This is a genomic window from Pelolinea submarina (assembly GCF_003966975.1).
GTDB classification, from domain to species: Bacteria; Chloroflexota; Anaerolineae; order Anaerolineales; family Anaerolineaceae; genus Pelolinea; species Pelolinea submarina.
In genome coordinates, this window is record NZ_AP018437.1 from 3,318,579 (window position 1) to 3,344,831 (window position 26,253).

Genomic DNA, 26,253 nt, shown 5'->3' on the forward strand with positions numbered 1-26,253 from the left:
TATGAATTCGAAGAAAATATTCCTACCCTTCATTTGCATTCTACTGACAATCCTGCCGGCAGCCTGCGCCCCTTCGGGGACGGGAGCTGCCGGTACGGCTATACCGCCGGAGGAAACCCGTGAACCGGCCCAAGCCTCCCCTACTTCAGCCATCCTGCTGACCGCCACGCCCATCCCCGGGCTGCTGCCGGAGGACATTCTGGATCAGGGCAGCGCTTTCTGTCTGCCGGAAGTAGCCGACAGCTCTTTCACCCTGACTTGCGAGCAGGGCAACTTATCCGTGGCTCAATCCGAAGGACGTATCAAGATCGATGCATTGTTGATGCGCGGTCAGGATGTGGACGCCGAGCAGTTTAACCTGGAGGCCGACGTTACCTCGCTGGCATCGGTGGACGCAAAAAGCGACCAGAACGCATACGGTTTTTACTTCCTGGATGATGATGGGGCCTATAAAGCGCTGCGCGTGCAGGGACAGTATTTCGATTTTGAAACCTGGGACACCAGCGCCGACCCGAAAGTCAAGACCCGGTTATCTCAGTCTTTCTCCCCGGCTATCAAATATGCCGGCCAGGAGAACCACCTGCGATTAGCCTGTACGCAGTCAAGTTGTGAGTTGTATGTCAATGAAACGCTGGTTGGTCGTTCGCAAACCGGCATCACCGGTAAAGTACAGTCCAATGGAATTTTCACCGCTTCCGCCTGGGACGAATTGTTCGGCCAGGTTACCTTCCGAGGCCTGACGCTCAGTGACAGAGATGAAGCCATGCCTTCTTTCGAAACGTACAGTCTGCAAGACGATTTGCGCGCGGATACAGGTTCTTTTTCTGCCATCGGCATGAGCGGCGCTTTCAACAGCTACAGTGAGGCCGGGTTCCATTTCTCCCCGGTCATTCCCTATGGCTATTACAGTGCCAAAGCCGGCCCGGCCCTGCAGGACGTTGACGTTCAAGCTACCGTTACCATGGACATTGAGCCGGATCAGCCCGGCAGCCAGTATGCCGGATTGGTTTGCCGTTCCTCGCGCGACGGCATGTATATGGCCGTAATCGGGGTTGACGGCACGTACACAATTTACCGCGACACACCCCAAAAACCTTTTACCTTGCTGGCCGAAAAGAAAAGCGACGCCATTCTGACCGGTGCAGGGGCTGCCAACGCGCTGCGCCTGATTTGCAGCGGCGACACGATCGATTTCCACATTAACGAACAACTGGTAGAATCGCTGACCGACGGGCGTTATTTGCTCAATTACGGCCGCGCGGGCATCATCACCAAAGCCGGCGGCGATCCGAATGAGGATGCCATCATCTTCAGCGATTTGTCGATTGAGGAGATAAAAACAAAGGAAGAAAGTTAAATCCCCGGTTGGTGAGAGTAAGGAATATAGATAAAAGAGTCAGGCATGCGTGCCTGACTTTTTTATCTGGTTTATGTCAAACACACACCCCAACGGGTGCAGGCGAAAGGGTGACCTACAATGCGAAGAATTCTATGGGATTTTTAGGTCAAGCATTTCTGCCTGATAGATTCTGGCAGATTATCTTATGTTCTCGCTCACCATAGGCACTTTTTTTCACCCTCACCCTTGCGCAAAATTTGTTTGTAGCCCGCACATTCTTGTGCGGGTATTTTTTGAGTAAGAGGACTGCGGGAAGGAATCCCGCCTTACGTTTCGATGTTTTATCTGTGTGAATCAATTTTAAATAATGTTTTTAAAATATCAGTGTGCATCTGTGGTTAAAGCACCAAAGAGCCTATTGCATATCCTTCAGCCCCTTCCACAGATGATCGAGCGTTTGCAGGAAGGTCTTGCTGCGCACATTCCAGGCCGCCACGCTGATGTGGAAACCGTCGCGGTAGGGGTCAATGCCGTGGTCGCCCAAAGGCTGCGCGGCCGCCCACCAGTTCCACAACGGCAAGTCATATTCGGCCGCTAATTTGGCCGTGGTCAAATTTAGTGAATAATCCTTTTCGACGTTATCCGCCTTGGTAGCCAGGATTGGCACGGCGCCCTGGGCCATGGTGTATTCGATGATCTGGCGCATGTAGCGTTCGTACACTTCCGGCGTGCGCCCGGCAAACCAAAATTCCAAGCTGATCAGCACGAAAGTCGGGCGCGTGATGCGCAATTCGCATTCCAGCGGATTTTCATCCGGCAGGCAAACATCCGGATCCGCCCAAAGCGGGGAAAGTACCGCCGCCGCGTTGAAACCATACTGGGTGGCCTGCCCGTCGCGGTCAAAATAACCCTTGAAATTATTAATGGTGTCCTGCATGTCGCCAATACCGCTCATGCCCTCATACTTGCCGGGATGGTCAAAGAAACCCAAGAAAGACTGGCGTACATTTTGGCAATCGCCCACCTTGGAGAAAGCGTGTGTGTTGTTGCCCATGGCCAGGCCCTTGCGGTAGATTTCACGCGCGGTGTCGGTCACCTCCGGCACAACCGGCCATTCCATCCAGTCCTCCGGCGGCAGGCTGGTTTCGCTGGTTGGGGTAGCCTGGGCGGAATCATCTTCCGCTGCCTGCGTTTCTTCAACCGCCGCGGTTTGGGTTGCGTGCAGATATGGCTGGCTTTGTACATCCTCGGACAATGGTGTAGCAAACGTTGTGGCGGGTTCCGCCACAGTGCAAGCGGAGAATACCAAGACCAGGATTATTGTAGGAAGGAATTTGGATTTCATATATGGTTATTTTACCAGCCGGCTTGAATGATTCAATTCAATCCCCAAAGAAATGAGATTTATTAACTAAGAATAATGATACGTGAATTTTCTTTCATCTACCAGCAGGAAATAATCTAGTCAATATTCGGTCAAAAATGGCATCCATACCGTATAATTGGACCATTATGGTTGAATTATTATTGTTTTAAAGCTTTTCCGGATGAAATCATATCTCAATAACCGCCAATTTGAAATATTATCGACCTTATTAAACGAGGAAGGGCCTATTACAGTTGGGGATTTATCCAGGCACTTAAACCTAAAACCACGCATCATTCAATACAACCTCAATTCCATCGACTGCTGGCTGAAAAACAACAATATCAACATCCTTCATCGGACTGGAATTGGACTTTTTATTGATCTTTCCAAAGAAGAACGCGCTCATATTTTGGATCAACTATCCGACCTTGTAAACATCGAGCTGGTTTTTTCAACCAAGGAACGCCGCCGGATATTGATGATCTACATCCTTGAAATTGGACGAACATTTTCCTCTACAAAATTGAGTTTGGATTTTAATGTCACCCGTACTACCATCCTGAAAGATCTGGACTATATCAAAGAATATCTGGATCGGCACCAATTGGAATTAATCAGACTTCCAAGAAAAGGGTATGAAATTCACGGAAGCGTCGCGCATAAACGTTTTGTGATCTGCAAATTGCTTTGTGAAGAACATTTTGAAAACAAAATCTCGCTAAATAATGTTGAAGATTTATTTAAAACTAAAATGCCTTTTAAGTTCATCGTAGATGAATGGTTCCAATTTTCAGATATTGAATTTTCCCTGAAGAGCTTAAAGAAAATTGAACTGTTGTTAAACGAGAATTTTTCCCAAGGCAGTCTAATTGCTCTTTTCTATTATTCAATCCACATGCTTAAAGACATTAGAAAAGGTAATCAGATAATCGGGATGGAAATTTCCGAGGTCAACTGGTTCAAAGAAGCCCTGCTTATATTTCCCTTCAGGAAATCCCTCGAGGAATACACGAAAATAGCCATTGTGGATTCAGAACTCCAAACCTTAGTTCTGCACTGCCATTGCCAAGCCAGGTTTCTTGGATCGCTGGCGAACATTGAACGAGAAAAGAGTATTTATGAACTATTTCCCCCATCCAATCAATTAATCGCCTGGGGGCAGGAGTTAACCAAGGAAATCTCGCTGTTTTTAAATCCTTATCTTCAAATCGAAAAGGATTTTCAAATTGAGTTGACCGATTTTCTTGAAAGATGCCTAACATACAGGAAATACGGATTCTCGCTAAATAACCCGTTTTCCAGTGAGATCCGTGCCATGTTCAGCGACACTTATGACACGTTGGAAAAAATTATTAATAGAAATGTCCACGACGAAATTTCCCTATTCAATGAAAATGAACTAAGCATTTTGACTTCACTGACCATTTCTGCCATTAATCGTATCCAACAAATCATCCAGAAAGAATTAAAGGTCATTTTAATCAGCAGCGGGGATCGGCCAATGACGTCCTTTATGAAGGAACGCGTCTCCAACAATTTTCCCTGGTTTAACATTATCGACACGCTGCGCCCGGCCGACATTACCAGGGAAAAGGTAAAGGATGCCAATCTTATTCTGACTACGGATAATATCTGCGTTGATGGCGGAATACCAACCATTTATGTTGAACCCTTTATTACGGGAATGGACATTGAGAATATTCAGAACTGGATCCTCGACCATACCAAACAAAAGAGCATTGGCATCGGACTCCTGGAAAATAAAGGGTTGAATGATCTCCTGTTGGAAGAAAACATCACCATAGCTAACAAAGTTGATGGTTGGGAAGACGCGGTTTATTTAGCCGGTAAACCGCTAATCGAAAGCGGGGCAATCGAGGAAAGCTACCTGGAAGCCATTATCAAAGTTAATAGAACACACGGGCCATATTCTGTCATTGCCCCAAACATTGCACTTTTACACGCAAAACCCATCGATGGTGTAAACAAATTATGCATGGGGCTATTAATTTTGAAGCAGGGGGTTCGCTTTGGTGCGAAGAATTTTGATCCGGTGCGAATTGTATTTATCATTGGAATGCAAGGTGCATTCTCGCATCAAAACGTGCTGCACGACTTTATTCGGATCATTCGAGCCAAAGGAATCTGTGAACGACTGGTTCGATGCGAAACTCCTCAAGAAGTAAAAAGAGAACTCAAATAATCCCTCCTCAATTCATCTGCCAACCAAATTCCTATTAATATAAATGCTTTCTCCTCTGCTGCGATTTGCTTGAGCGGCTGAACCGTCCATTTTTGTCCACCAACAAAAACCAAAATATTTACTTGAAATTGAATTCACATTCAATAGAATGAAAGCTATCAATCCTTCGTTAAATATGAAGGTTTTTGCAACAAAGTCAATCCTGGAGTCTACTGAAGAAAGGAGAAAAACGAGGAAAGAATCTTTTTTTGTATTTATTAATAGAATTTGAAAAGGAGAGATATTCAATGGATGTAATAGCAATATTTGGAAAGTTTAGTGAGTTTATTAATACCTTCGGATCGCCGATCGTAATCGCGATCATTTTGTTCGTTATTTGTCTTGCTTTTAAAGTTAAAACCAAAAACGCTTTCATGTCCGCAACGTTCGCGGGCATCGGTTTAATGGGCTTTATGTGGTTGATTAATGAATATATCCCAATCGTTGTTCCCGTAGTCATCAGTATGATTGAAAACACAGGCATCAATTTACCCGGAATTGACGTTGGCTGGGCGGCGGTCGCGGTGGTTGCTTATTCAACCGAAGCAGGAATGATTTATCTTGTCCTGGGCACTATCTTCCAGTTAGTGCTCTTCCTGACAAGGTTCACCAATGTTTTCCAACCCAGCGGCGTTTGGGACCAATATTCCTATGCCATCTGGGGTTCAATGGTTTACTTTGTTACCAAAGATTTACTCTTGGCAGTTGCTTTCATGCTGCTTCTGAACCTGTACGTAACCATTTGCTATGAAGCGCTTGCGAAACGTTGGTCCACATATTATGGTTATCAGAACTGCACGATTGTGCAACTGCACCATGGGATGGGCGTGCCGGTTGCGATTTTTCTGAATTGGTTATTAAACAAGTGCGGTGCTTATAAGATCAACTGGAAACCCGAGAGAATTCGCGAAAAATTTGGATTCTGGGGAGACCCAATCGTTATGGGTGTCATGGTTGGTTTGGTATTGGGTATACTTGGAAACCTGACAAACCTTGGGACGATGGCAGGTTGGGGAAGTATTGCATCAGTGGCAATTGGTACCGCAGCAACGATGGCAATTTTCCCGCGTGTCGCGGCGATTTTCGCCCAGGCCTTTACATACCTCGCTTCGGCTTCCCGCACCTTCTCCAAAGATAAAAATCGCGAAGAAATTTACATCGGTGTAGATGATGCCAGTGGTTATGGTGAAACCTCTACATTATTAGCCGGGACGTTATTCATCCCGATCTTCATTATCATGTGCATCGTCGTTCCCGGCAACCTTTTTCTGCCCGTCAGTACATTGGTAGGATTCCCGTTTACATTTAATGTTTATTCGTCACTCAACAATGGCAATATTTTCAAGAGCCTGATAAGCTGCACCTTGGCATACATTCCAGGCCTCATATTAGCCTCACCGTTGTTCGCTACCTATACCCAAATTTACAATGGCGTTTCCGGACTTGAACCCATCGCTGCAGGTGCTTTCGCAGGAAACAGCTTTTTCATGGGAATGATTCAAAACCTGATGATGCGCAGTGTCTTCAGCTGGGGTTGGGTTGCATTGGGAGTATTGTTTGTGGCATTCTGGCCGCTCTGGTTCTGGTTCAAAAAGAATAAAGTTAAAATCGTGGACTGGATCGAAGAACAAGCATTAATGGGATCCACATCCAACTAAACCAAGCGATTATTTAGTGTACCTGAAGATAATAGTTAATAAATAAAGGTTAAATAAAATAAATCTGGGAGGAAATTCTAAAAAGAATTTTCCTCCCAAGTAGTTAGACAAGGAATTATCAATAAATGAAACTAATCATCGATGAACGGATTATCCTAACCGATCTATATGTTCAAGACAGTTCTGAATTATTCCACATAGTGGGGAAAAAACTATACGAAGCTGATTTTGTGACCGATCAATTTATTGATGAAATCATCAAGCGCGAAGAGAAATATCCCACCGGATTACCTACTAAAACCCCGATTTCGTTATGTCATACAGATTCAAAGCATATAAAACAACAATTTTTAACTTTGGCAACTTTAAAAAATCCTATTCCATTCCACGAAATGGGAATTTCAGAAAATGTTCACGATGTAAAAATTGCTTTCTTCCTTGGAATAATTGATAAGAAAGAACACATAACATTCCTCAGAAAAATCATGAACTTAGTTCGATCTGAGGAATTATTAACGACAATCTATGAAACAAAATCAGAAAAAATGATTAAAGAGATCCTAATTAAAAACTTACTATAGGTATTAATTATATTTTGGAGGAATAATGAAAAAAGAATGGTCAAAATGCCGAATAAACGTTTTAGCCGTTTGCGGTTCAGGTATTGTTACATCGGGAATGCTACTTGTACGCCTTCAAGAAGTCTTTGACGAAGAAGGACTACTAAGCTCAATTGATACAACCAGCCCTTCCGGGATGGAAAGAATTCTCGAATCCCGAAGGGTTGACTTGATAATCACCGTAACACCTTTGACCGAAATGAAAGGTATTGTTTGCCCTGTGATCCACGGACATGCTCTATTAAGCGGTATAGGGGAAGATGACGTAATAGAGGAAATTCGGAGAGTAGGTCATGAGGTTGCTGAAAAGCTGGAAAAAGAAAATAACAAGTAGATTTCATATTCTCACAAGGAGTCCATAATGGATTATCAGGAAATCATCGATCGAAAACTAGCAATTGTAAATTCACCCATCAAGAGAATTCCTGCAGAAGTTCTCGATAAAGTCACCAATCAATTTCACAAACAAAATCCTAAATCCTACGAGTATTCCAACCAAATGAAAACCGTTGTCCCCGGTGGGTTGCAGCATAATCTGGGGTCTACCGATCCGTTTGCACTAGTTTTCAAAAAAGCAAAAAGTGACAAGATTTACGATATTGACGGAAATGAATATGTTGATTACCTAATGGATGGCGGCCCGATCATCCTTGGGCATCATTTTGAACCGCTCGATTCGGAAGTGGTTAAGGTCATTTCAGAATCCGGCCCAGCAGTTGGATTGACTCACGAAAATGAATTACGCTTTGCCAAAGAAATCGTCAATAATATCCCCGGAGTAGAAATGGTCCGTTTTCTGGCTTCGGGAACAGAGGCCGATATGCTGGCCATTCGTATCGCACGCGTGTATACCGGTAAAGAAATCATCATCAAAATTGGTGGTAACTATCATGGATGGTCAGATCAATTACTTATATCGACTAATTTCCCCGGCACTGGCGCTTCAGAAGCGACTGGAATTCCAAGCGGTTGTTACGAGAATACCATTGAGGTAAACCAGAACGATTTCAACGGGCTGGTTCAAGCATTTGAACAACACAAGGGTAAAATCGCCGCTGTGCTCGCAGAACCAACCGGCGGCCACGCTGGTACATTTATCGCACATCCGGACTGGAATCAAACAATGCGAGATTTGTGCGATCAAAATGGTGCGGTGCTAATCTTCGATGAAGTCGTCGCGGGATTTAGGCTCTCGCTGGGAGGCGGGCAGGCTTATTACGGGGTCACGCCTGATCTGACCGTAATGGGTAAAATCATCAGCCACGGTTATGCCGCTGCAGGAGCAGTCGGCGGCAAGAAGGAAGTCATGCAATACTGCCACCCCAGCAGCGTCAATGGCAACAAAGCTTTTACCGGTGGGACATTGTCAGCAAACCCGGTCATGGTAACCGCCGGCTTTTTTGCCATGAAATACATAAAGGAATATCAGGCCATTGAAAAAGCCGCCGCTTACGCAGACAAGTTAACCAAAGCATTGAATGATTTATTTTCAACACGAAAAGACTTGCCTTTCTTTGTTTATAACATTCAATCAATCATGCACCTTGAGACCTCGTGCTATAACGGAATTTCATTGATTGATAACCCGGCATCCAGAGTTGCTGAGGTAACCGAGCGATATCTAGTCCTAAAAAGTTACGATTTAGCCCTAATGGCTCAGGGTATCCTGCCTCTGGGAGATCGCTTCTATTGCTGTATGCAACACAATGATGAATCCCTGCAAAAAACGTTAAACGCATGGGAATATGTATTGTCCCTGATCCCCGTTAATTAGCTGGGTCCTTGAGAGCGATTTTCTATGGATATTAAAACAATACTCACGATTGGCTTCTATTTGCTGATTCTCTGGTATGTGATATTCCTGGCGGGGACGTTTCAGTTTAGATCTTTAAAAAGGAAAACAGAGATCCTCGTTTTGGAAAATGTCAAAGCCCAAGCAGAAATCAGTCCGGCAACTTGTGAGGAAATTTATCAAGCGATTTATCCTAAATGGTGTGAAATGGTGCGAACGTCTGCCTATTTTATTCCAAGTAAATCCGAGTTGAGGCCAATTTCCGCATCAATCCAGAATGTTGAAGCTCGTCTTAATTTTTCATCTCAATGGATAAATGCCTATCTGGAAAAACAAGGGCTGACCAACTTGCATTAATGTTCCAAAAATTTGGTAAAAGGAAGAGGATATAAATGGAGCAATACACAAAAATTCTCGAAGAACTGTTGGACATCAAAGACGAATTATATCTAAAAGGCCTGATCACGCCCTTTGGCGGGAACATATCCGTAAGATGCCCGGACGATCCCTCGAAGGCACTGGTTACTCCCGGCAGTGTTTATAAGAAGAACTTAAAACCGGAACATTTTATTCAACTTGATCTCCAAGGTAATATTCTCAACGAAACCAAATTCAAACCGACCTCCGAGACACCGATCCACCTGGCGATCCTACGGGCACGCCCGGACGTCAATGCTGTGATTCACACCCATCCCGTGCATGCTACAACCCTGGGTGTTTCCGATCTCGATTTTCTACCCATCACGGCTGATGCTGTGATTATTGGAAATTTACCCATTGTGGAATGGACAGAAACGGGATCGCCAAAATCAGGCCAAATCATCGCGGACGCAATTGGAGAACATGGAAATTTCGTCCTCATCCGGAACCATGGCCTCTTTGTCTGCGGTCCTTCGCTGCAATTCGCCGCAGGTATCACAGATATGATTGAAACTGTATGCAAAGAACTCGTTCTTTGCAAAATGATGGGGGTTCATCCGCGCGTTCTACCAAAAGAGAAGATAGCGGTCATTCACGAGTTGATGAAATCACATTCCGTATAACCTAAGAATAATTTTCACTCCTGTTGTTTGAAAGTCCCCAAACATTGTATTGGGGACTTTTGATTGTTCTTTACCTAGCATTAATTAGCGCGTTATTTTCCCCAACCTTTGAGGGACACGTGTTTAAATAGGTAATCACTAAATTAATTAAAAGAAATGCAAAATTAGTATAGAATCAAGCCAGGAGAGAACTATGGAATATCAGGAAATCATCGATCGTAAAAAAACCATTGTTAATTCGCCCATTCACAGCATACCCGAAGCGGCTTTCCAGAAAGTCATCCAGGACTTTTATCAGCGCGGACCAAAATCGCAGGCACATTATGAACGCATGAAAGCAGTCGTGCCGGGCGGCTTGCAGCATAACCTGGGTATCTCCAAACCTTTCGCGCTGGCTTATCAAAGCGCCAAAGGGGATAAGATTTACGATATCGACGGCAATGAATATACCGATTATTTAATGGACGGCGGGCCGATTATCCTGGGCCATCACTTCGAACCTTTGGACGCGGAAGTGGTCAAGCTCATCTCCGAGCGCGGCCCGGCGGTAGGGTTGACGCACGAAAACGAGCTGCGCTTTGCCGAGGAAATTGTCAAAAACATCCCCAGCGTGGAGATGGTGCGCTTCGTAGCCTCCGGCACCGAAGCCGACACACTGGCTATCCGTTTGGCGCGTGTTTATACCGGCCGGCAAAAGATTGTCAAAATTTCAGGCAACTATCACGGCTGGTCCGACCAACTGACCCTTTCGATTAACTTTCCCGGAACCGGAGCGATGGACGCGGCCGGTATCCCGCCGGAATGCTACCAAAACACCATTGAAGTCATGCAGAATGATTTTGACGGGCTGGCCCGCACCTTCGAGCAGCACAAGGGCGAGATTGCCGCGGTACTGGTGGAACCCACCGGCGGCCACGCCGGAACATTCCTGGCCCACCCGGATTGGAATAAAGCTTTACGTGAGGTTTGCGACCAATATGGCGCGCTGCTCATTTTCGATGAGGTTATTTCGGGCTTCCGTTTGTCCCTGGCCTGCGGGGAGGAATATTACGGCGTCAGGCCCGATTTGACCGTGCTGGGGAAAATCGTCAGCCACGGCTATCCCAGCGCCGGAGCAGTTGGCGGCCCCAAGGAAATCATGCAGTACTGCCACCCCAGCCAGGTCGGCGGGAAAGAGGCCTTCACCGCCGGTACCATGTCCGCCAACGCCATCATGGTTACCGCCGGATATTTCTCCCTGAAATTCATCAGAGAATACCAGGCCATTGAAAAATCAGCCGCTTACGCGAACCGGTTAACAAATGCCCTCAATGAACTGTTTGCCACCCGCAAAGACCTGCCATTCTTCGCCTACAACCTCCAATCCATTGTGCATGTCGAGACAGCGTGCTACAACGGCATCTCCCTGGTCGAAAACCCAGCCGCGCGCCTGCCTGAAGCGATGCAGCGCTATACGGTCGTGCAAACCTACGCGCTGGCTTTGATGACCCGCGGCGTGCTGCCATTGGGAGACCGCTTCTATTGCTGTATGCAGCATGATGAGGATTCTTTGCGGAAGACGCTGGCAGCTTGGGAATATGTGTTAACGTTAATTCCCGCGGATTAGTTTATTGAGGGGAAATAAGCACAATACCTGTAGGTTTATGAATTAGAAATATCAATTTCGCTCGTTAAATATAATAATGGATTATATCTATCCGGGAACTTTTTCCTTGATAAATCGTTATATGAATGTATCAGAATGTTAACTAAACACGCCAGGATATTATAATAGACGCATATGGAGGCATATTTATGAACAAGACCCATTCCATTCTCATATTGGCAGCCGTGCTGCTGGTCAGCACTGCCTGCGCATTCCCGCTGGTGGTCTCGAGCAATGAAAGCGAAGTAGCGGATGCAGTAGCAGAAACTGTACAGGCTGCGCTGGCACAAACCCAAGCCGCAGCGACGTATACTCCCCTGCCGACATTGACCCCTTACCCGACCTACACACCTGTTTCCCAGCGGCCGTATTATCCACAGCCGACTTACGCTCCTGTGCAAAGCTGCGATCAGGCTAAATTTATCAGTGAAACCATTCCCGATTACACGGTTATGGATCCGGGCGAGAATTTTACCAAGAGCTGGCGCATCAAGAACGTGGGCACCTGCACATGGAATCCGAATTACAGCTTCGTATTTTACAGCGGCGATCGCATGAGCGGAGCAAAAACCACGGATTTGGATGAGTACGTCGAGCCGGGTGAAACCATTGATGTATTGGTGGACATGGAAGCTCCCTCCGATCCGGACACCTATACCGGTTACTGGAAATTACAGGATGACGACGGCAACAATTTCTTCCAGGTTTACGTCACCATTAAAGTAAAGTCCAACTTCGCTGTGACCAGCGTTCACTTGGACGCCGATCCCAATTCTTATTCCGGCGATTGTTCAGGCCCCATCAACTTCAGTATCGATGCCGACATCACCAGCAGCGCAGCCGGCAAGGTCACTTATCGATGGAAGGACAGTGAGGGGTTCACTTCCGATCTGTTGTCGGTAAAATTCAGCGACGACGGAACCAAGACCGTTACCTACGACTGGACTATCGACGCGCCGATTACAGATACGTATTGGGTCAAAATCTACATTGACAATCCCAATCACCAGACCTTTGGGCCATTGAATATCGATGTGGAGTGCATCCCCTAACCAGGATTTCACAAAAATATTAGCATCAGAAAATACCTTTCAGCTTTGAAAGGTATTTTCTTTTAAGGCAAATTGATATACACTCTATGCATTCTTTATCCGTTATGCAGGAGTGGTCAATGACAGAGAAAAAAATCAAAGTGGTATTGGTATGCGCAGCCGGAATGTCTTCCAGTTTGTTGGAGGAAAAAATCCGCAAAGCCGCGGAAGCAGCCGGCAAGGAAATGGAATTGAAAGCCGTGGATTCTTCGCGCATGGGCTTGTGGGATTTCGAGCAGGAGAAAATGGACATCATCCTGGTTGCTCCCCAGGTGCGCTTTACCAAGCGCAACATCATCAAGCGCGCCGAACCGTATGGCGTGATCGTGCAAGATATTGATACCATCGCTTACGGCATGGTGGATGGGGAAAAGATTTTCGCGCAAGTAATGGAAGCCATGCAAGGTTAGCTAGCTAATTTTTGCGCTCAGCCATTTTCAAGACACAAAATCGCCAAAAGAGTCTTTTGGGTAGGATTCATTTTGGATAAAATCAGACATAAATTTCTGCATAGGATAGCTAATTACATGAAAAACGAACAACCTTTACCGGAAGAAATTCAAAAACCTCCCCTCTGGAAAATCATCAGTATGTTCGCGCTTTTATTCCTGGGCGTGGAATTGATCGTTGTCGCGCTCGGCTTGGGAATGAACCTGCTTATGCGCGCAGTGGGTGCCGGCGACAATGTAAAGGTATTGCTGGGCAGCACTATCTCCCGCGGCGGGATGATAGCCGGCGCGTTATTGCTCACCATTCCCATGCTGACCAACGTGCTCAACAAACCCGGCAACCAGATCCTTTATCCGAAGAAGAGCGGTTGGGGCAAAGACCTGCTGGCCGGGATGGGCATTTCCGCGGCAGCCATGGCGGTAGTCTTTTTGCTTGAATTAGCCCTGGGGTGGATCAAAATAGACGGGTTTGCTTTCAGTAGCCTGCCCTGGGATGCCTGTTTGCGTGCTTTTTGGCTGGCCCTGCTGGTCAACGCTACCGCGGCCGTAAGCGAAGAAGTCATTTTCCGTGGATTCCTGTTTACCGGCGTGAAAGAAGCCTGGGACACGAACGGCGCGCTGTTGATTTCAGCCATTATCTTTGGCGGCGTACATATCCTGGCCAACGCTTCAGAAGGTACCAATTGGGCTAAACTCATCCCGATGGTAGCTATTGTCGGCGTGATGTTAGCTTGGGCTTACATGCGCACCGGCAACCTGTGGCTGCCGACCGGCCTGCATTTCGCTTGGAATCTTTTCCAGGATGACGTCTTCAATCTAAATGGGAGATTGAGCAGCGACACTCTGGTTGGTTTTCAGACTTCCCTGAATGCCCCCGGTTGGTTTGCCGGCAGTTCCTTCGGAATTGAAGTAGGTGCAGCCGGTATACTCGCACTACTGGTTACGCTGTTGGGTATTTGGGTATATTCCAAAAACAGATAATCCACAAAGAAAATCCATTGGATTTTCTTTGTGGATAGGTTTATCTCATTAATGTTCTTTATTTAATTCCAACACAGCCATAGCTGTAATTTCATCGGTACAAAGGACATTTGTCGCCCCTGATCGCAAAGCTCCTAAAATGGCAGCCGCTTTTTCGGGGCCATTAGCCAAAGCAATACTTATGGGTATCTTCTTTATTTCTTCGTGAGTAATTCCGATAACGCGATCGTTATATTCACATTCCATTTTCTCGCCATTTGACTTGATGATTTGGCCCAAGATATCACCCACGGCATCATTGGCAATTAATTCTTCCACTTCCTCTACTGTCAGAATCTGGTTTCGTACCAAAGTTGAGTTGACAGCGTCAAGCTTTCCAATTCCGGATAATACAACATCAGCGTTGCGCGCAGCATCCAGCGTGTTTTGGATGACAACCTGATTCTTCAGTATTTGAGCGGATTCGGGTGAGTTTGCAATCATCGGAGAAGACAAATAGATTACTTCCCCACCCAGCTTCTCGGATAATACGCGGGCTAATTCCGAACTATCTTTCTCTGTTGTTTTAAATGGCAAGCTGCCGACGGCTTGGGCAACCCTTACCTTTACACGAAAAGTTGGGTTTATTGCCTGGATAACTTCATAGGTGGAAGAACCCATACAAATAGCCATCGTCATACCATCAACAAGGATCGTCTCGAGATATTTTGCGACGATTCTTCCCATCATGGTTTTTACAGGCATTTCAATGGATTGCCGACTTTGAATAATGAAAGCCTTCTTCAGCTTAAAAATCTCTTCGAATTGTCTTTCAAGGTTTTGCGATTCTTTTATTGGCCAATTAATATTAATGACGACTACATTCTTATTCTTTGCTTCCTTTAAGAGGCGATAGATTTTCACGCGTGAAAGTCCCATCTCCTGGGCTATTTCGTTCTGCGTTTTTTCTTCTACGTAGTACTTTGAAGCAACTTTCGCCAATAATTCCAATTCTTCAATCGACATTCTTTCCCATTCCTGTTTTCTACGATAACTTTGGCAAATCTTCCCAATTTTCAGTAAACGCTGCTTTAGTTGCTGCTTCAACAAACGCCTGGACTTTAATACCATCCATCAAACCTGATGAATAACTGGTCTTATTAATTGTATGTGAGATAAAGTCCATTAAACTGGCAATATAAAATCGCATGATTCCCACAGGCGTATCCTTTCCAGGAAGTATCGCTTCCGGAAAATCTTGACCAGTCATAATATTAATCCATGAATTTGAAAAAGGTGAATCGATAAATGCAGCTTGCAGATAATTAGGCTGCATTAAAGACCATTTTAAGGATCCCTTGCTTCCATAAACCTCAATATTCAAATCATTATCAGAACCGGTTATCATTCTGCTGGTCTCCAAAGAACCAATAACACCATTCCTGATTTCGGTTTGCACAAGGTAGTGATCGGCGGCATCAACCTTCAAACCATTTCTTTCCGGAGTGTAAATCCGGCGGCTTGAAGAAACTCGGTCGGCCAAGCCCGTCAACCAGATTGCTAAGTCAATTATATGCGGACCGTAATCATTGATCACGCCATCGCCGCACTTTGACATCTCGCCTTTCCAGCGCAAATCTTTCTTCTCGGAAATGGCACTGGGGCGGAAATAGTTGATCCGATATGAATAAAGCTTCCCAATTTTTCCATTGTCTATCAAAGCTTTTGCTTTTTGGAGGGCAGGACAATACCGGAATTCAAAACCGAGATGACAATCTTTATTCTTATTCTTGCTCTTCGTCAGGATATCTTCCGCTTCTGAAAAATTCAAAGCCAAAGGCTTATCGACATAAATTGCCTTGTCTGTATCCAGCGCTGCCGAGATCATTTGATGATGTAGATTGTTCGGCGAGCTTACAATCACCGCATCTGTATTTTGATCATTTAAGATGTCCAAATAATTCTGGGTGGCATAGCGAAAAGCAAATTGATCAAGAGCTTTCTCGCCGCTCGCCTTTGAATTTGTCGCGATTCCGGATAGTTCTATCCGAGGCAAATCGGGGTAGTATAAATTGATCGCTTTTGATGCCGCAGCGTAGATTTTTCCAATCCCATAGCCAATGATTCCAATGTTGAATGTCGTATTGTTCATTTTAATTTCACTGATTCTTTTCATTTACAAAAGAGCGAATTGTAAGGATATTGATCCTTGGCGTGTTCATCATCAGCATGCAGCCAGGGCCGAGAATAAAACCGCTGCCATCGACTTCTTCGACAGATTTCTTAGCCTCGCTGACAATATCCGCGGGTGTTCCCGTTAATAGGGTTGACTTTCGCTGCAATCCCCCTAATATCGCTTTCTGCTGGCCTTTAAACAAAGCCTTTGCCTCGCGTAAAGACGGACCACTTTCCAAAGCATGCCACTGGACCACCTGCACCGGATAGTCAACTGCCAGATTGAATAAGATTGCCTCTCCGTGGTGATGCAGGATATTCAGCCATAGGCTTTTGCCGACATCCAGAATTTCGAGGTCATATGATTTCCCAAATTGATCATATGAAGCATCATCGAAATATCTATAATTGATATTTTCGAGTGCATAGAAAAATCCCGAAATTCCGGTGCTTAATGCAGCCTGGGCAAATCGAACGGTATTTTCGGACATGATTTTCAAAGCCGGGCAAATATATTCCGGATAACGATGAAGGTGTTCAACCATCAGATCAAACCCTGCCAGATTCTTAGCCTGGTTCAGCGGCCCAAACAATGTAGCCACAAATGGGGTGTCGTTACCCAATGCTTTACCCACATACTGCAAGGTTTTTAGATAATCGCCTAAAGTACCCTCGTTTGGATCCAAAGGCCTGATCTTCTTCCAATCTTCCGGTTTTTTGATCAGTCTTTCCTGATAGATGCGACAGCCGCGCGGATCTCCTGTCCAAACTGTCTTTGTTCCAAACGGGTGAATCATGTATTCATCCGTCGGAGATACTTTCACAAAATCGTTATCGTAAGCCTTTTGATAACTAAGCGTTGCCTCAGAAAGGTGCTCCGGTGTTTGGTCATCAACGGGAAAATGGTGCCAGAAAGCCACGGGCAAACGATCCGGTTTCTCACCTCTAATAACAGCTTCAAGTCTTTCTTTTTTAGATATCATCACGTCTCTCTTTTTAATCAGCGTTAATAGTCTTCAAGAAATAATTTCTTGAGATAAGTCCAATACTCAATAAATAAATTGAGTCATGCTCAATGTTTGGTTATTTTAATAATTTCTTTCTTTTTGATTCCAGGACGTTATTAAAATTAATTTTCCGTTCAATAGGCGTCCATTGAATTTCAAGCTTGATGTTCATATCGTTTAACTTGTACCAAGCCTGCACTTCTTCTGGAGTTGCCCACACTTCCCTATTAATTTCTACCATCCCGGCGGATTTTCTAATATTGCCGATATTAATAAAATCCGTTTTCAATCCTTTTTCAACCATTTCCAGCATATCTACCGAATTTCGAGTAATGAAAAGAATGACATCCTTATCCCAATTTCCACTACTAATATTTTGGAAGGCATCTTCTTTGGTCAAAATATCAATTGTCATTCCCGGTGGAGTAGCCATCTTCAATATTTTGCTCTGCATTTCATTGTTGGCGGCCTGATCGTTTGCAACCACAATATGATCAATATCCGCAGTATGAGCCCAAGCGGTTGTAATTTGGCCGTGCACCATTCTGTCATCGACACGCATCAGTTGAATAGTCATTGTCTTTAATCCTTGATACAATATTTGATCTATGGTGTACCTGGGTGGTTACACTCAAGAAGTGCTCAATCAATCACCCAGGTACACTTGTATTTCTAGCTATTATTTACGCCAGAATACCTAAACCACCGAAGACCAGACCGATTCCAATCAGTGCAAGCATGATCATCCAGGGTTTACCACCCTTCTTGTACCATAAAGCCACAAGAATTGTAGCAATCAGGGGCAGCATCTTCGGCATAATTTTGTTCAGCATGTCCTGCAGAACCAAAGATGTCTCACCTTGAGTGAAAACCAGGGGCGTAGTGATATTCAACCAGGTCCCAACCAGTGCGCCAACGGACATCAAACCAACTTCTGTCGCAATAGTCATTATGGTTTGGACTTTATCGCCGGAGACCTCATCAACTAATTTTGTACCCTGAGAGAAGCCGTATTTCGTCGCATACCATCTGACTGCCAGATGAACAACGTTCATCATGATAAAGAAGAACAATGGGGCAAACGTGTTTCCGTCCAATGCCATTGCTACTGCAATGCCACCCACAATGGGACGAACTGTCAGCCAGAATAACGAATCTCCGATACCGGCCAAAGGTCCCATTAATGCGCTCTTCATACCAGTTATGGCATCTTCAGAAACATCACCAATCTGCTTGCGTCGTGCTTCCATCGTAGCAGCCACACCCAAAGGAATGCCAGGCAACCATGTATTTGAATTATAGAAAAGCATATGGCGCTGTAAAGCGGGGGCGAATTCTTCAGTGCCCTTATACAAGCGGCGCAGAACAGGGATCATGCTGAAGCAGAAACCCAATCCTTGATAACGCTCATAATTAAAAGCTGAGCCGATAGCAAATGAACGCCAAAATACTTTTTTGACATCGCCTTTTTCGTAGAATTCCATGTCATCCACTGCCTTTGTGGCGACTTCTTTGACTTCCTTTTTAATTCCAGCGTCTTTAATAATGCGGTTTTTCTGCCATTCCAAAACAAGAGCAACAGCAACGGCCATAGCCGAAACACCAACGACACCAAAGCTTGTATAGATTGCGATGAAGAAACCAATGAAGAAGAATGGAAGGACTTTTTTGTCGCCGAGAATTGTTAATAACATACCGAAACCGAGAACCGGCAAAATGCTGGCCGAGGCGGAAAGTCCAGCCCGCAACCAAGCCGGGAAGGAACCGAACAAGCTTTCAACGTATACCGATCCGAAGCGGAGTGCCAAGAAGGTAGGAATGAAGTAAGCCAGGAAATGGATTGCGTTCCCTAAATGAAGCATCCATTGAATTCCGTTCTCATTCCCTTCGCTGGCATATTTGTCGGCCCCGCGGATTACAGTCGCGCTGCTGAGAATTTTTGCGAATTGTTCCAGGAATGAACCCAAAACAGCACCAGGCAGCGCGATTGCTATCGCCGCTTCCAGGCCTTCACCTAAAGTGATGGCAAATGCTGTTCCAAGCACCGAACCGACCGCCATGTTTGCAGGCGCTGTACCACCAACCAACGCTACACCCATGAAAATCAGTTCCAATTCAGCACCAATAAACAAACCGGTTTTGAGATCCCCAAGGATCAAACCAACCACCGGGCCAATAATGATCGGTCTTTCCAGAAACATGTCCCCCATAAACCGTCGTGAGAAATACGAAAAACCGGCAATAAAAGCCAGCAGTAGTGCAGTATTTACAGTCATAGTTTACTCTCCTTATTTATATTCCTTTAAATTTTTGTTTGTTCCAGCCAATTTTTGATTTACTCCATAACACCTCCTGGTTTGCCTGAATTTCAATAAAAGGATTTCTTTACATCACCCATTAATCCATTTCAATAATTACCTTCATGGCAGCCCTTGAACGCATCAGTTCAATCCCTTTTTCCAAATCGGCCAAATTGAGCTTGTGTGTGATCAAAGTTGAAAAATCGCAAGTATTGCTGTCCAACAATTTGATTGTCTGCTCAAAGGGATTGAGCCCAACAAAACTGCCCAAAACGCTGAGATCTTTACGTGTAATTTCATATTGTGTTATGGTTTGAGAATCATTTGGCCGCAAACCGAACAGGATCACTTTTCCACCTCTACGGGAGATTTCAACACAACTCATAATTTGATTTCCCACCGCATCAATGGCAATATCAACACCAAACGGACAAATATCAAACAGTTCGCTCTTCCATTGCTCAGATTTGACATTGATGGAGGCAGTGGCTATTCCTTTGTCTGTTGTAAAGTCCAAACGGCTTTGGGCAATATCCAACATGATTACCTTACCCGCACCCATGGCCTTACAAACCATTGCGAATAACGCCCCCATCGGCCCAGCTCCAAAAATGGCCACATTGTCCCCAATTTGCATGGAAGCTTTTACCATTGCCCCGACTACGCATGACAAAGGTTCAAATAAAACCGCATTGTCATTGTTAACATTGTCTGAAATTTTGTAAAATACTCTTTGGGGTGCACATAAATATGGGGCAAAGGCTCCATTGACCGTCGTGCCAATTGTCTTGTAATCAATACATTGATTGACCAATCCTTGCCGGCAATAAAAGCATTCTCCACAATTCATCCGAGGTGCTACGACAACCCGATCACCCGGTTTTAATTTCTGAACAGCGCTGCCAACTTTAACGACCTTCCCCACCGCTTCATGTCCAATTACAATATTATTCTCGGCTTTATGAGCAGGAGGAACAGCCATGATATTCAGGTCCGTACCGCAGATACCGCACTGGTCCACCTGGATTAATACATCGTTCTCATCTTCCAGGTTGGGAACAGGTATATTTCTATATTCCATTTTTCCATTCCCAATAAAAATCGGAACGTTCATTGTGTCCATAAAGCCTCTTTGATGTCAGAATATTTTTTGTACATTGGTTAAACTCTGAATTGCTTGATATTTTCAAGATAATCAATTATAATGTGCAAATGCTCACTTTATGTGCTATTGCACTATTAGCATAACATAGTCTGAAACAAAAGTCAATTAACTGAGAGAAATACGGAGGGTTCGTATGATTGGAGTGGTAATAGCCGCCCATGGATCATTAGCAGAGTCATTTATAGAGTCAACACAAATGATCATCGGTGATATGAAGCAATTATGTGCCGTGTCTTTGCTTCCGGAAGACGCCATGGACGATCTGTTTAGTAGACTAAATACTGCGGCCGAAAGTGTCGATAGCGGCGAAGGCGTAATCTGCCTGTTGGATTTGTTTGGCGGAACGCCATCCAATGTTGCCATGATGATTTCACAGGAAAGAAGCAATTTTTACCCCGTCTCCGGCGTCAATTTCCCAATGATTGCTGAATTATTTATCAATCGTCCTTATATCCAGGATATTCAGAAATTAGTCGATATTTGCACTGAATCGGGCCGTGGAGGGATTATCGACATGCTTGAAAGGTTTAATAACTTATAAAAACATCAATGATTTTTTAATTTATTGATATGCCATTATCGGATTGATAATGAATACAAATTCTTTTATATATCTCCAAGGGAGATACAATTATTTATATAGCTTGCCCAAATAAATAATGCTGAATTGAAAAATAAGTCTTGATTATTGTTTTTCGATCTTTCTTCTACTTTATGAACCATAATCTTCTAACCTGAGGTGAAAATGGACCCGCTAACAGATTTCTTAACGCAATACCCAACTTATCGGAATACCAGCCGCATTGATGAAATCCGGCAGTCGGATTACGCCATTCTGGATCAGCAGGGGCATATTTACCTGGATTACACCGGCGGCGGATTGTATGCCGCCTCTCAGCTGAAAGCGCATCAGGAACTGCTGCGCACGCACGTGTTCGGCAACCCGCACTCCTACAACCCGACCTCGGCTTTCTCGACAGAAATGGTGGAACGCGCACGCAAATTTGTGCTGGAATTTTTCAACGCGCCTGAGGACGAATATGTCTGCATTTTTACACAGAATGCCAGTGCCGCACTGAAAATCGTCGGTGAAGCGTATCCCTTCGGTGCGGGCTGCCGTTACCTGCTGACCTTTGACAACCACAATTCCGTCAATGGCATCCGCGAATATGCCCACGCGCGCGGGGCTTCCGTCACCTATATCCCGGTAGTCCTGCCCGATTTGCGCATCGACCAGGCGCAGCTCTTCGATGAACTGCACCGGCAGGAAAACGGCTGTTTCAACCTGCTGGCTTACCCGGCCCAATCCAACTTCTCCGGCGTGCAGCACCCGCTGGAATGGATTGCGCAGGCGCAGGAGCTGGGCTGGGATGTACTGTTGGACGCGGCCGCCTTTGTGCCCACCAACCGGCTGGACCTCTCGCGCTGGAAACCGGATTACGTGCCGCTTTCCTTCTATAAGATGTTCGGCTATCCCACCGGGGTGGGCGCCCTGCTGGCGCGCCGCTCGGCTATGAAAAAACTCAGCCGTTCCTGGTTTGCCGGCGGCACCACCACGGTGGCTTCCGTGCGCGGCAACAAATACTACCCCGCCGAAGCACCGGCGGCCTTTGAGGACGGCACTCTGGATTACCTCAACATTCCCGCGGTGGAAATCGGCCTGCGCCATATCCGGGACATTAGCTACGACCTCATCCACGAGCGCGTGCTCAGCCTGACCGGCTGGCTGCTCAAGGAATTGAACGCATTGAAACACAGCAACGGAGCGCCGTTGGTGAAAATTTACGGGCCGCTCAACACAGAAGCGCGCGGCGGAACGTTGGCCATTAATTTCTACAACGCAGAAGGAACCCTGATCGGGAAACACCTGCTTGAAGAAGAAGCCAACCGGCGCGGCATTTCCATCCGCATGGGGTTTTTCTGCAACCCGGGCGCGGGCGAAGTGGCGCTGGACATTTCCAGCGACGAGCTCTCCTCCTGTTTTTCACGGCCCAAGTACGAACAGCGCATCTCCGATCTCGATTTCCAACACTGCATCGACCCCAAAGCCACCGGCGCGGTGCGCGTTTCAGTGGGCCTGATGAGCAATTTCGCCGATGTACAAGCCTTCATCGAATTTGCCGGTTCATTCCTGGAATAAGGAATTTTAGTCATATAATTGCGCAGGCAAATTGGAATTGTCAAATCAGACATGTAAGGACGAAATATGAAAGTATACATAACTGGGATCAGCGGTTTTCTGAGCATTAATCTGGTCCGTTATCTACTGGACCACGGCGTGGATCAAATCGCGGGTATCGACCTGGTGGATTTTGATTATCCCGAACGCGACAAGATCGAATTCCTGCAGGGCGACATCCGCAATAAAGAAGATTTGAAGAAAAGCATGCAGGGTGCTGACGTGGTGGTGCACACCGCCGCCGCGCTACCGCTTTATTCTCCGGAAGACATTTACTCAACAGACATCATCGGCACGCGCAATGTGCTGGAGCAGGCCAAAGAATACGGCGTGAAGCGCTTCATCCACATCTCCTCCACGGCCGTCTACGGCGTACCAGACCATCACCCGTTGTACGAAACCGACCCGGTGGACGGTGTCGGCCCTTACGGCGAGGCCAAGGTGCAGGCAGAAGAGATCTGCAAAGAATTCCGCAATGACGGCATGTGTCTGACCATCATCCGCCCCAAGTCCTTCGTCGGGCCGGAACGCTTGGGCGTGTTCGCGCTGCTCTACGATTGGGCTGCCACCGGACACGGCTTCCCCATGATCGGTTCGGGCAACAATCTGTACCAATTCCTGGACGTGGAAGACCTGTGCCAGGCGCTGCTCTCCTGCATGACCCTGGACGAGAAAAAGGTCAACGATACCTTCAACATCGGCGCGGCCGAATACCGTACCATGCGCGAGGATTATCAGGCTGTACTGGACAAAGCCGGATTCGGCAAGAAGATCGTCGGCTTCCCGGCCGGGTTGGTGATCGCCGCATTGAAGGTGTTGGAGAAGCTCAACCTCTCCCCGCTCTACCCTTGGGTGTATGAAACCGCCTCCAAGGAATCTTTTGTCTCCATTGAGAAGGCCCAAAAGGTGCTCAACTTCCAACCCAAGTACTCCAATAAGGACGCATTGCTGCGCAACTACGAGTGGTATCTGGCCAACAAGGACAATTTCAGCGGCCAGGCGGGTGTGACCCACCGCGTGCCCTGGAAGCAAAAAGCGTTAAGAATTGTGAAAATTTTCTTCTAAATCAATCTACCTGATGAAATAAAAAAGCGATCCTTCTGGAAACTAAAGGATCGCTTTTTTTATCGGTTGAACAGATCAGGAAGATTTCACACCCAACCAACCGCTGATGACATTCCCCAGCAGGAAGGAGAACAGCGCTACACCCATGCTGATGGCGGCCATTTCGAAGAAACGCTGCTTGAAGTTGTAGCCGCGCGCCACTGAGATATAGTAATTGAACAAGGCGATCACCAGGATGGCGTTCAGCAGTGTCCAAACCAGGCTAACCATGTAGTTGCTCAAAATCAGGAACGGCAAAATCAAGAGCATCACTGTGATCAGGTAGGCAATACCGGTATAAATGGCCGAGCGCGTAGGGTTCTTGCCATCATCATCCGCTTTGTTCGACAGGTAATCGGAAGCAGCCATGGAAAAAGAAGCCGAGATACCGGTAATTAACCCTGCCAGCGCGATGGTGCGCGAATCCTTAAAGGCGAAAGTCAAGCCGGCCAGCGCGCCGGTCAGTTCCACCAGGGCATCGTTCAAGCCCAGCACGACCGAGCCTGCGTAGCGCAAACTCTCCTCATCCAGCATTTCCATGAGTTCATCTTCATGCTTCTCCTCATCCGCCAGGATTTGAGCGGCTTCCGGGACGTCGTCGAGCAGCTTGCTGTAGATCACCTGTACCTTTTCTTCCCCCTGCTCCATCAGGCGGATGCCAAAGGTCAAACCCAGGATTTTCGCAATCCAATAATACAGATTGATTTTGAATTTGTTCGGCTTGATATCTTCCCCGGTATAGGATTTCCAGACATTGTAATGTTTCAGTTCCTCGCCGGAAATATGTTTAATAACCGCGGCATTATTGGCGTCCTTTACCACTCCGGCCAATTTGGCATAGGTAAAATGCCCGTTGATTTCTTCCCGTTGCAATACTTTTAAATGTTCTTTTTGTTGAGCTGTAATGGTTGTCATTGTTTATCCTTTCAATCTCTTCTCTCCCCCATCAAAATCAGGGGTTTATGTTTTCTTTTATTTCTGCTTGCTTTTCCCTGCCGCCGGCAATATAAGCAAATAAAATGCTAATGGCGTATAAAACTAACAGCGGCGCCATCAACAAAGCCATATTAACCGGATCGACAGTGGGTGTGATCATGGCAGCTAAAATCGAAATAACCACAACGCCATAGCGCCAGCCTTTGGCCAGCGATCTGGCAGACACCACGTTCAATTTCGCCAGGGCAAAAATCACCAGAGGAAACTGGAACCCGACGCCCATCCAAAATATCAGGTTGGTAATGAAGTTGATGTATGATGACAAACGCGGCTTGGTTTCAATCGCCAGGAAATCTATCAAAAATTGCAATGAAGAAGGCAGCATGATGAAATACGCGAATGCCGCTCCCGCCAGAAAAAAAATGGTGCCAAAAATGACCGTCAGGTAAACCCAGCGTTTTTCGCTGCTCTTCAAAGCAGGCAGGATAAAAGCCAGGATCTCATATAAGATAACCGGCATGGAAATGCCTACGCCGCACAATAGCGCCACGCGCATAAACACGGAAATATTCTCGGTAATCTCAATGGATTGCAGTGCATCAATCGACCCCACCGGCACAGCCAGTAGATAGATAACCTTATCCGCAAACATGAAAGAACCCGCCGTTGCCGCGCCCAATGCCAGCAGCGCGATGAATAAACGCCGGCGCAGTTCTTCAATGTGTTCCCAGAACGTCATCAACGCCTGGTTGTCCGGTTCTTCCACCGGCGGGTTCTGCTGCCCGGTCATTTTTCCTCCCCCGATTTCTCTTTTTCAGGGTTGTCTTTTTCAGGAGGCGTCATGGTATTCTCTGCCGGTTTTTTGGCAATGGGCAATTCCGTAAATGAGGTTTTTTTTATCTCGCTGATCGTTCCCTGGGTTGTACGGCGCAGTTCTTCCAGGTCATCCTCAATACCGGCTTCACGCACGATTTTCTGGGGAATATCGCGGATCTCGCGAGACGTATCCATCACATCCCGCCAAAGCGGCGATTTGGCCACCTTGCGGATCAGCACACCCATTTCACGGGCAGCTTTTACCATACCCTTTGGCCCCAACACAATAATGGCTATAACGATGATCAGTAATAGCTCAAGCGGCCCAATTCCCAGAAATTCCATATTAAGAACGACGCCAGT

The 26,253-nt window shown here is 46.1% G+C and carries 25 protein-coding genes; 15 read left to right on the forward strand and 10 right to left on the reverse strand.

Features of this window, described 5'->3' with window-relative positions; translation table 11 throughout:
• Position 1: 1 nt before the first annotated feature.
• The gene (locus tag Pelsub_RS14635) at positions 2-1,357 is read left to right on the forward strand and encodes a hypothetical protein (RefSeq protein ID WP_116226027.1); all 1,356 of its coding nucleotides are present in this window, start codon (positions 2-4) and stop codon (positions 1,355-1,357) included.
• A 397-nt stretch (positions 1,358-1,754) separates the two neighbouring features.
• On the opposite strand, the gene Pelsub_RS14640 is transcribed toward Pelsub_RS14635, so the two are convergent.
• A complete protein-coding gene (locus Pelsub_RS14640) occupies positions 1,755-2,684 on the reverse strand; it encodes a hypothetical protein (RefSeq protein WP_116226028.1) in 930 nt (309 codons plus the stop codon).
• 202 nt (positions 2,685-2,886) lie between these two features.
• On the opposite strand from Pelsub_RS14640, the gene Pelsub_RS14645 reads away from it, so the two are divergent.
• The 11 genes from Pelsub_RS14645 to Pelsub_RS14695 all read left to right on the forward strand — a co-directional run bounded on the left by Pelsub_RS14645 (position 2,887) and on the right by Pelsub_RS14695 (position 14,229).
• Positions 2,887-4,911, forward strand: a complete 2,025-nt coding sequence (locus Pelsub_RS14645) for a BglG family transcription antiterminator (protein WP_116226029.1) — start codon at positions 2,887-2,889, stop codon at positions 4,909-4,911.
• A gap of 287 nt (positions 4,912-5,198) precedes the next feature.
• Positions 5,199-6,608: a PTS galactitol transporter subunit IIC gene (locus Pelsub_RS14650; RefSeq protein ID WP_116226030.1), complete on the forward strand. Its 1,410-nt coding sequence runs from the start codon at positions 5,199-5,201 to the stop codon at positions 6,606-6,608.
• Positions 6,609-6,733: 125 nt separating this feature from the next.
• Complete coding sequence (locus tag Pelsub_RS14655) at positions 6,734-7,189, forward strand: PTS sugar transporter subunit IIA (RefSeq protein WP_116226031.1); 456 nt, start codon at positions 6,734-6,736, stop codon at positions 7,187-7,189.
• A gap of 25 nt (positions 7,190-7,214) precedes the next feature.
• Positions 7,215-7,562 carry a PTS sugar transporter subunit IIB gene (locus Pelsub_RS14660; RefSeq protein ID WP_116226032.1) on the forward strand — a complete coding sequence of 116 codons (348 nt, stop codon included), beginning with the start codon at positions 7,215-7,217 and terminating at the stop codon, positions 7,560-7,562.
• A 27-nt stretch (positions 7,563-7,589) separates the two neighbouring features.
• On the forward strand, positions 7,590-9,002 hold the full coding sequence (locus tag Pelsub_RS14665) for an aspartate aminotransferase family protein (RefSeq protein ID WP_116226033.1): 1,413 nt from the start codon (positions 7,590-7,592) through the stop codon (positions 9,000-9,002).
• A 24-nt stretch (positions 9,003-9,026) separates the two neighbouring features.
• Positions 9,027-9,377, forward strand: a complete 351-nt coding sequence (locus Pelsub_RS14670) for a hypothetical protein (protein ID WP_116226034.1) — start codon at positions 9,027-9,029, stop codon at positions 9,375-9,377.
• Between the two features lie 35 nt (positions 9,378-9,412).
• On the forward strand, positions 9,413-10,063 hold the full coding sequence (locus tag Pelsub_RS14675) for a class II aldolase/adducin family protein (protein WP_116226035.1): 651 nt from the start codon (positions 9,413-9,415) through the stop codon (positions 10,061-10,063).
• A 193-nt stretch (positions 10,064-10,256) separates the two neighbouring features.
• Positions 10,257-11,669 (forward strand): aspartate aminotransferase family protein, encoded by a 1,413-nt coding sequence (locus tag Pelsub_RS14680; RefSeq protein ID WP_116226036.1) that lies wholly within the window; start codon positions 10,257-10,259, stop codon positions 11,667-11,669.
• 188 nt (positions 11,670-11,857) lie between these two features.
• On the forward strand, positions 11,858-12,760 hold the full coding sequence (locus Pelsub_RS14685; protein WP_116226037.1) for an NBR1-Ig-like domain-containing protein: 903 nt from the start codon (positions 11,858-11,860) through the stop codon (positions 12,758-12,760).
• A 119-nt stretch (positions 12,761-12,879) separates the two neighbouring features.
• Positions 12,880-13,209 carry a PTS sugar transporter subunit IIB gene (locus Pelsub_RS14690; protein ID WP_158675144.1) on the forward strand — a complete coding sequence of 110 codons (330 nt, stop codon included), beginning with the start codon at positions 12,880-12,882 and terminating at the stop codon, positions 13,207-13,209.
• 117 nt (positions 13,210-13,326) lie between these two features.
• On the forward strand, positions 13,327-14,229 hold the full coding sequence (locus tag Pelsub_RS14695) for a CPBP family intramembrane glutamic endopeptidase (protein ID WP_116226039.1): 903 nt from the start codon (positions 13,327-13,329) through the stop codon (positions 14,227-14,229).
• A 48-nt stretch (positions 14,230-14,277) separates the two neighbouring features.
• Here Pelsub_RS14695 and Pelsub_RS14700 read toward each other — a convergent pair whose 3' ends face one another.
• The 6 genes from Pelsub_RS14700 to Pelsub_RS14725 form a co-directional block, all read right to left on the reverse strand.
• Positions 14,278-15,234 carry a sugar-binding transcriptional regulator gene (locus tag Pelsub_RS14700; protein ID WP_158675145.1) on the reverse strand — a complete coding sequence of 319 codons (957 nt, stop codon included), beginning with the start codon at positions 15,232-15,234 and terminating at the stop codon, positions 14,278-14,280.
• Between the two features lie 19 nt (positions 15,235-15,253).
• Positions 15,254-16,360, reverse strand: coding sequence for a Gfo/Idh/MocA family protein (locus tag Pelsub_RS14705; RefSeq protein WP_158675146.1), 1,107 nt, complete (start codon positions 16,358-16,360; stop codon positions 15,254-15,256).
• A 7-nt stretch (positions 16,361-16,367) separates the two neighbouring features.
• Entirely contained in the window at positions 16,368-17,366 is a 999-nt protein-coding gene (locus Pelsub_RS14710; protein ID WP_116226042.1) for a uroporphyrinogen decarboxylase family protein, read from the reverse strand.
• A 100-nt stretch (positions 17,367-17,466) separates the two neighbouring features.
• Positions 17,467-17,967 carry a PTS system mannose/fructose/N-acetylgalactosamine-transporter subunit IIB gene (locus Pelsub_RS14715; protein ID WP_116226043.1) on the reverse strand — a complete coding sequence of 167 codons (501 nt, stop codon included), beginning with the start codon at positions 17,965-17,967 and terminating at the stop codon, positions 17,467-17,469.
• 106 nt (positions 17,968-18,073) lie between these two features.
• The gene (locus tag Pelsub_RS14720) at positions 18,074-19,666 is read right to left on the reverse strand and encodes a PTS system mannose/fructose/sorbose family transporter subunit IID (RefSeq protein ID WP_116226044.1); all 1,593 of its coding nucleotides are present in this window, start codon (positions 19,664-19,666) and stop codon (positions 18,074-18,076) included.
• 121 nt (positions 19,667-19,787) lie between these two features.
• Positions 19,788-20,813, reverse strand: a complete 1,026-nt coding sequence (locus Pelsub_RS14725; RefSeq protein ID WP_116226045.1) for an alcohol dehydrogenase catalytic domain-containing protein — start codon at positions 20,811-20,813, stop codon at positions 19,788-19,790.
• A 175-nt stretch (positions 20,814-20,988) separates the two neighbouring features.
• Here Pelsub_RS14725 and Pelsub_RS14730 point away from each other — a divergent pair, with 175 nt between their 5' ends.
• The 3 genes from Pelsub_RS14730 (at position 20,989) to Pelsub_RS14740 (ending at position 24,099) form a co-directional block, all read left to right on the forward strand.
• Positions 20,989-21,396: a PTS sugar transporter subunit IIA gene (locus Pelsub_RS14730; protein WP_116226046.1), complete on the forward strand. Its 408-nt coding sequence runs from the start codon at positions 20,989-20,991 to the stop codon at positions 21,394-21,396.
• A 204-nt stretch (positions 21,397-21,600) separates the two neighbouring features.
• Positions 21,601-22,995: an aminotransferase class V-fold PLP-dependent enzyme gene (locus tag Pelsub_RS14735; protein ID WP_116226047.1), complete on the forward strand. Its 1,395-nt coding sequence runs from the start codon at positions 21,601-21,603 to the stop codon at positions 22,993-22,995.
• A gap of 66 nt (positions 22,996-23,061) precedes the next feature.
• Entirely contained in the window at positions 23,062-24,099 is a 1,038-nt protein-coding gene (locus tag Pelsub_RS14740; RefSeq protein WP_116226048.1) for an NAD-dependent epimerase/dehydratase family protein, read from the forward strand.
• 75 nt (positions 24,100-24,174) lie between these two features.
• On the opposite strand, the gene Pelsub_RS14745 is transcribed toward Pelsub_RS14740, so the two are convergent.
• Genes Pelsub_RS14745 through Pelsub_RS14755 form a run of 3 tightly spaced genes read right to left on the reverse strand, consistent with a single transcriptional unit; the run spans position 24,175 to position 26,235 of the window.
• Positions 24,175-25,053: a VIT1/CCC1 transporter family protein gene (locus Pelsub_RS14745; RefSeq protein ID WP_116226049.1), complete on the reverse strand. Its 879-nt coding sequence runs from the start codon at positions 25,051-25,053 to the stop codon at positions 24,175-24,177.
• A 37-nt stretch (positions 25,054-25,090) separates the two neighbouring features.
• The gene (gene tatC, locus Pelsub_RS14750; RefSeq protein WP_116226050.1) at positions 25,091-25,864 is read right to left on the reverse strand and encodes a twin-arginine translocase subunit TatC; all 774 of its coding nucleotides are present in this window, start codon (positions 25,862-25,864) and stop codon (positions 25,091-25,093) included.
• The gene (locus Pelsub_RS14755) at positions 25,861-26,235 is read right to left on the reverse strand and encodes a twin-arginine translocase TatA/TatE family subunit (protein WP_116226051.1); all 375 of its coding nucleotides are present in this window, start codon (positions 26,233-26,235) and stop codon (positions 25,861-25,863) included. The genes tatC and Pelsub_RS14755 overlap by 4 nt, the downstream gene beginning before the upstream one ends.
• Positions 26,236-26,253: the final 18 nt, after the last annotated feature.

Coding starts and splice junctions, on each gene's coding strand:
- Pelsub_RS14695 (WP_116226039.1), top strand. CDS start 13,327: ATGAAAAACGAACAACCTTTACCGGAAGAAATTCAAAAACCTCCCCTC.
- Pelsub_RS14710 (WP_116226042.1), bottom strand. CDS start 17,366: ATGATATCTAAAAAAGAAAGACTTGAAGCTGTTATTAGAGGTGAGAAA.
- Pelsub_RS14665 (WP_116226033.1), top strand. CDS start 7,590: ATGGATTATCAGGAAATCATCGATCGAAAACTAGCAATTGTAAATTCA.
- Pelsub_RS14690 (WP_158675144.1), top strand. CDS start 12,880: ATGACAGAGAAAAAAATCAAAGTGGTATTGGTATGCGCAGCCGGAATG.
- Pelsub_RS14735 (WP_116226047.1), top strand. CDS start 21,601: ATGGACCCGCTAACAGATTTCTTAACGCAATACCCAACTTATCGGAAT.
- Pelsub_RS14745 (WP_116226049.1), bottom strand. CDS start 25,053: ATGACAACCATTACAGCTCAACAAAAAGAACATTTAAAAGTATTGCAA.
- Pelsub_RS14730 (WP_116226046.1), top strand. CDS start 20,989: ATGATTGGAGTGGTAATAGCCGCCCATGGATCATTAGCAGAGTCATTT.
- Pelsub_RS14645 (WP_116226029.1), top strand. CDS start 2,887: ATGAAATCATATCTCAATAACCGCCAATTTGAAATATTATCGACCTTA.
- Pelsub_RS14720 (WP_116226044.1), bottom strand. CDS start 19,666: ATGACTGTAAATACTGCACTACTGCTGGCTTTTATTGCCGGTTTTTCG.
- Pelsub_RS14755 (WP_116226051.1), bottom strand. CDS start 26,235: ATGGAATTTCTGGGAATTGGGCCGCTTGAGCTATTACTGATCATCGTT.
- Pelsub_RS14650 (WP_116226030.1), top strand. CDS start 5,199: ATGGATGTAATAGCAATATTTGGAAAGTTTAGTGAGTTTATTAATACC.
- Pelsub_RS14700 (WP_158675145.1), bottom strand. CDS start 15,234: ATGTCGATTGAAGAATTGGAATTATTGGCGAAAGTTGCTTCAAAGTAC.
- Pelsub_RS14680 (WP_116226036.1), top strand. CDS start 10,257: ATGGAATATCAGGAAATCATCGATCGTAAAAAAACCATTGTTAATTCG.
- Pelsub_RS14675 (WP_116226035.1), top strand. CDS start 9,413: ATGGAGCAATACACAAAAATTCTCGAAGAACTGTTGGACATCAAAGAC.
- Pelsub_RS14725 (WP_116226045.1), bottom strand. CDS start 20,813: ATGGACACAATGAACGTTCCGATTTTTATTGGGAATGGAAAAATGGAA.
- Pelsub_RS14660 (WP_116226032.1), top strand. CDS start 7,215: ATGAAAAAAGAATGGTCAAAATGCCGAATAAACGTTTTAGCCGTTTGC.
- Pelsub_RS14635 (WP_116226027.1), top strand. CDS start 2: ATGAATTCGAAGAAAATATTCCTACCCTTCATTTGCATTCTACTGACA.
- Pelsub_RS14670 (WP_116226034.1), top strand. CDS start 9,027: ATGGATATTAAAACAATACTCACGATTGGCTTCTATTTGCTGATTCTC.
- tatC (WP_116226050.1), bottom strand. CDS start 25,864: ATGACCGGGCAGCAGAACCCGCCGGTGGAAGAACCGGACAACCAGGCG.
- Pelsub_RS14640 (WP_116226028.1), bottom strand. CDS start 2,684: ATGAAATCCAAATTCCTTCCTACAATAATCCTGGTCTTGGTATTCTCC.
- Pelsub_RS14715 (WP_116226043.1), bottom strand. CDS start 17,967: ATGACTATTCAACTGATGCGTGTCGATGACAGAATGGTGCACGGCCAA.
- Pelsub_RS14655 (WP_116226031.1), top strand. CDS start 6,734: ATGAAACTAATCATCGATGAACGGATTATCCTAACCGATCTATATGTT.
- Pelsub_RS14685 (WP_116226037.1), top strand. CDS start 11,858: ATGAACAAGACCCATTCCATTCTCATATTGGCAGCCGTGCTGCTGGTC.
- Pelsub_RS14740 (WP_116226048.1), top strand. CDS start 23,062: ATGAAAGTATACATAACTGGGATCAGCGGTTTTCTGAGCATTAATCTG.
- Pelsub_RS14705 (WP_158675146.1), bottom strand. CDS start 16,360: ATGAACAATACGACATTCAACATTGGAATCATTGGCTATGGGATTGGA.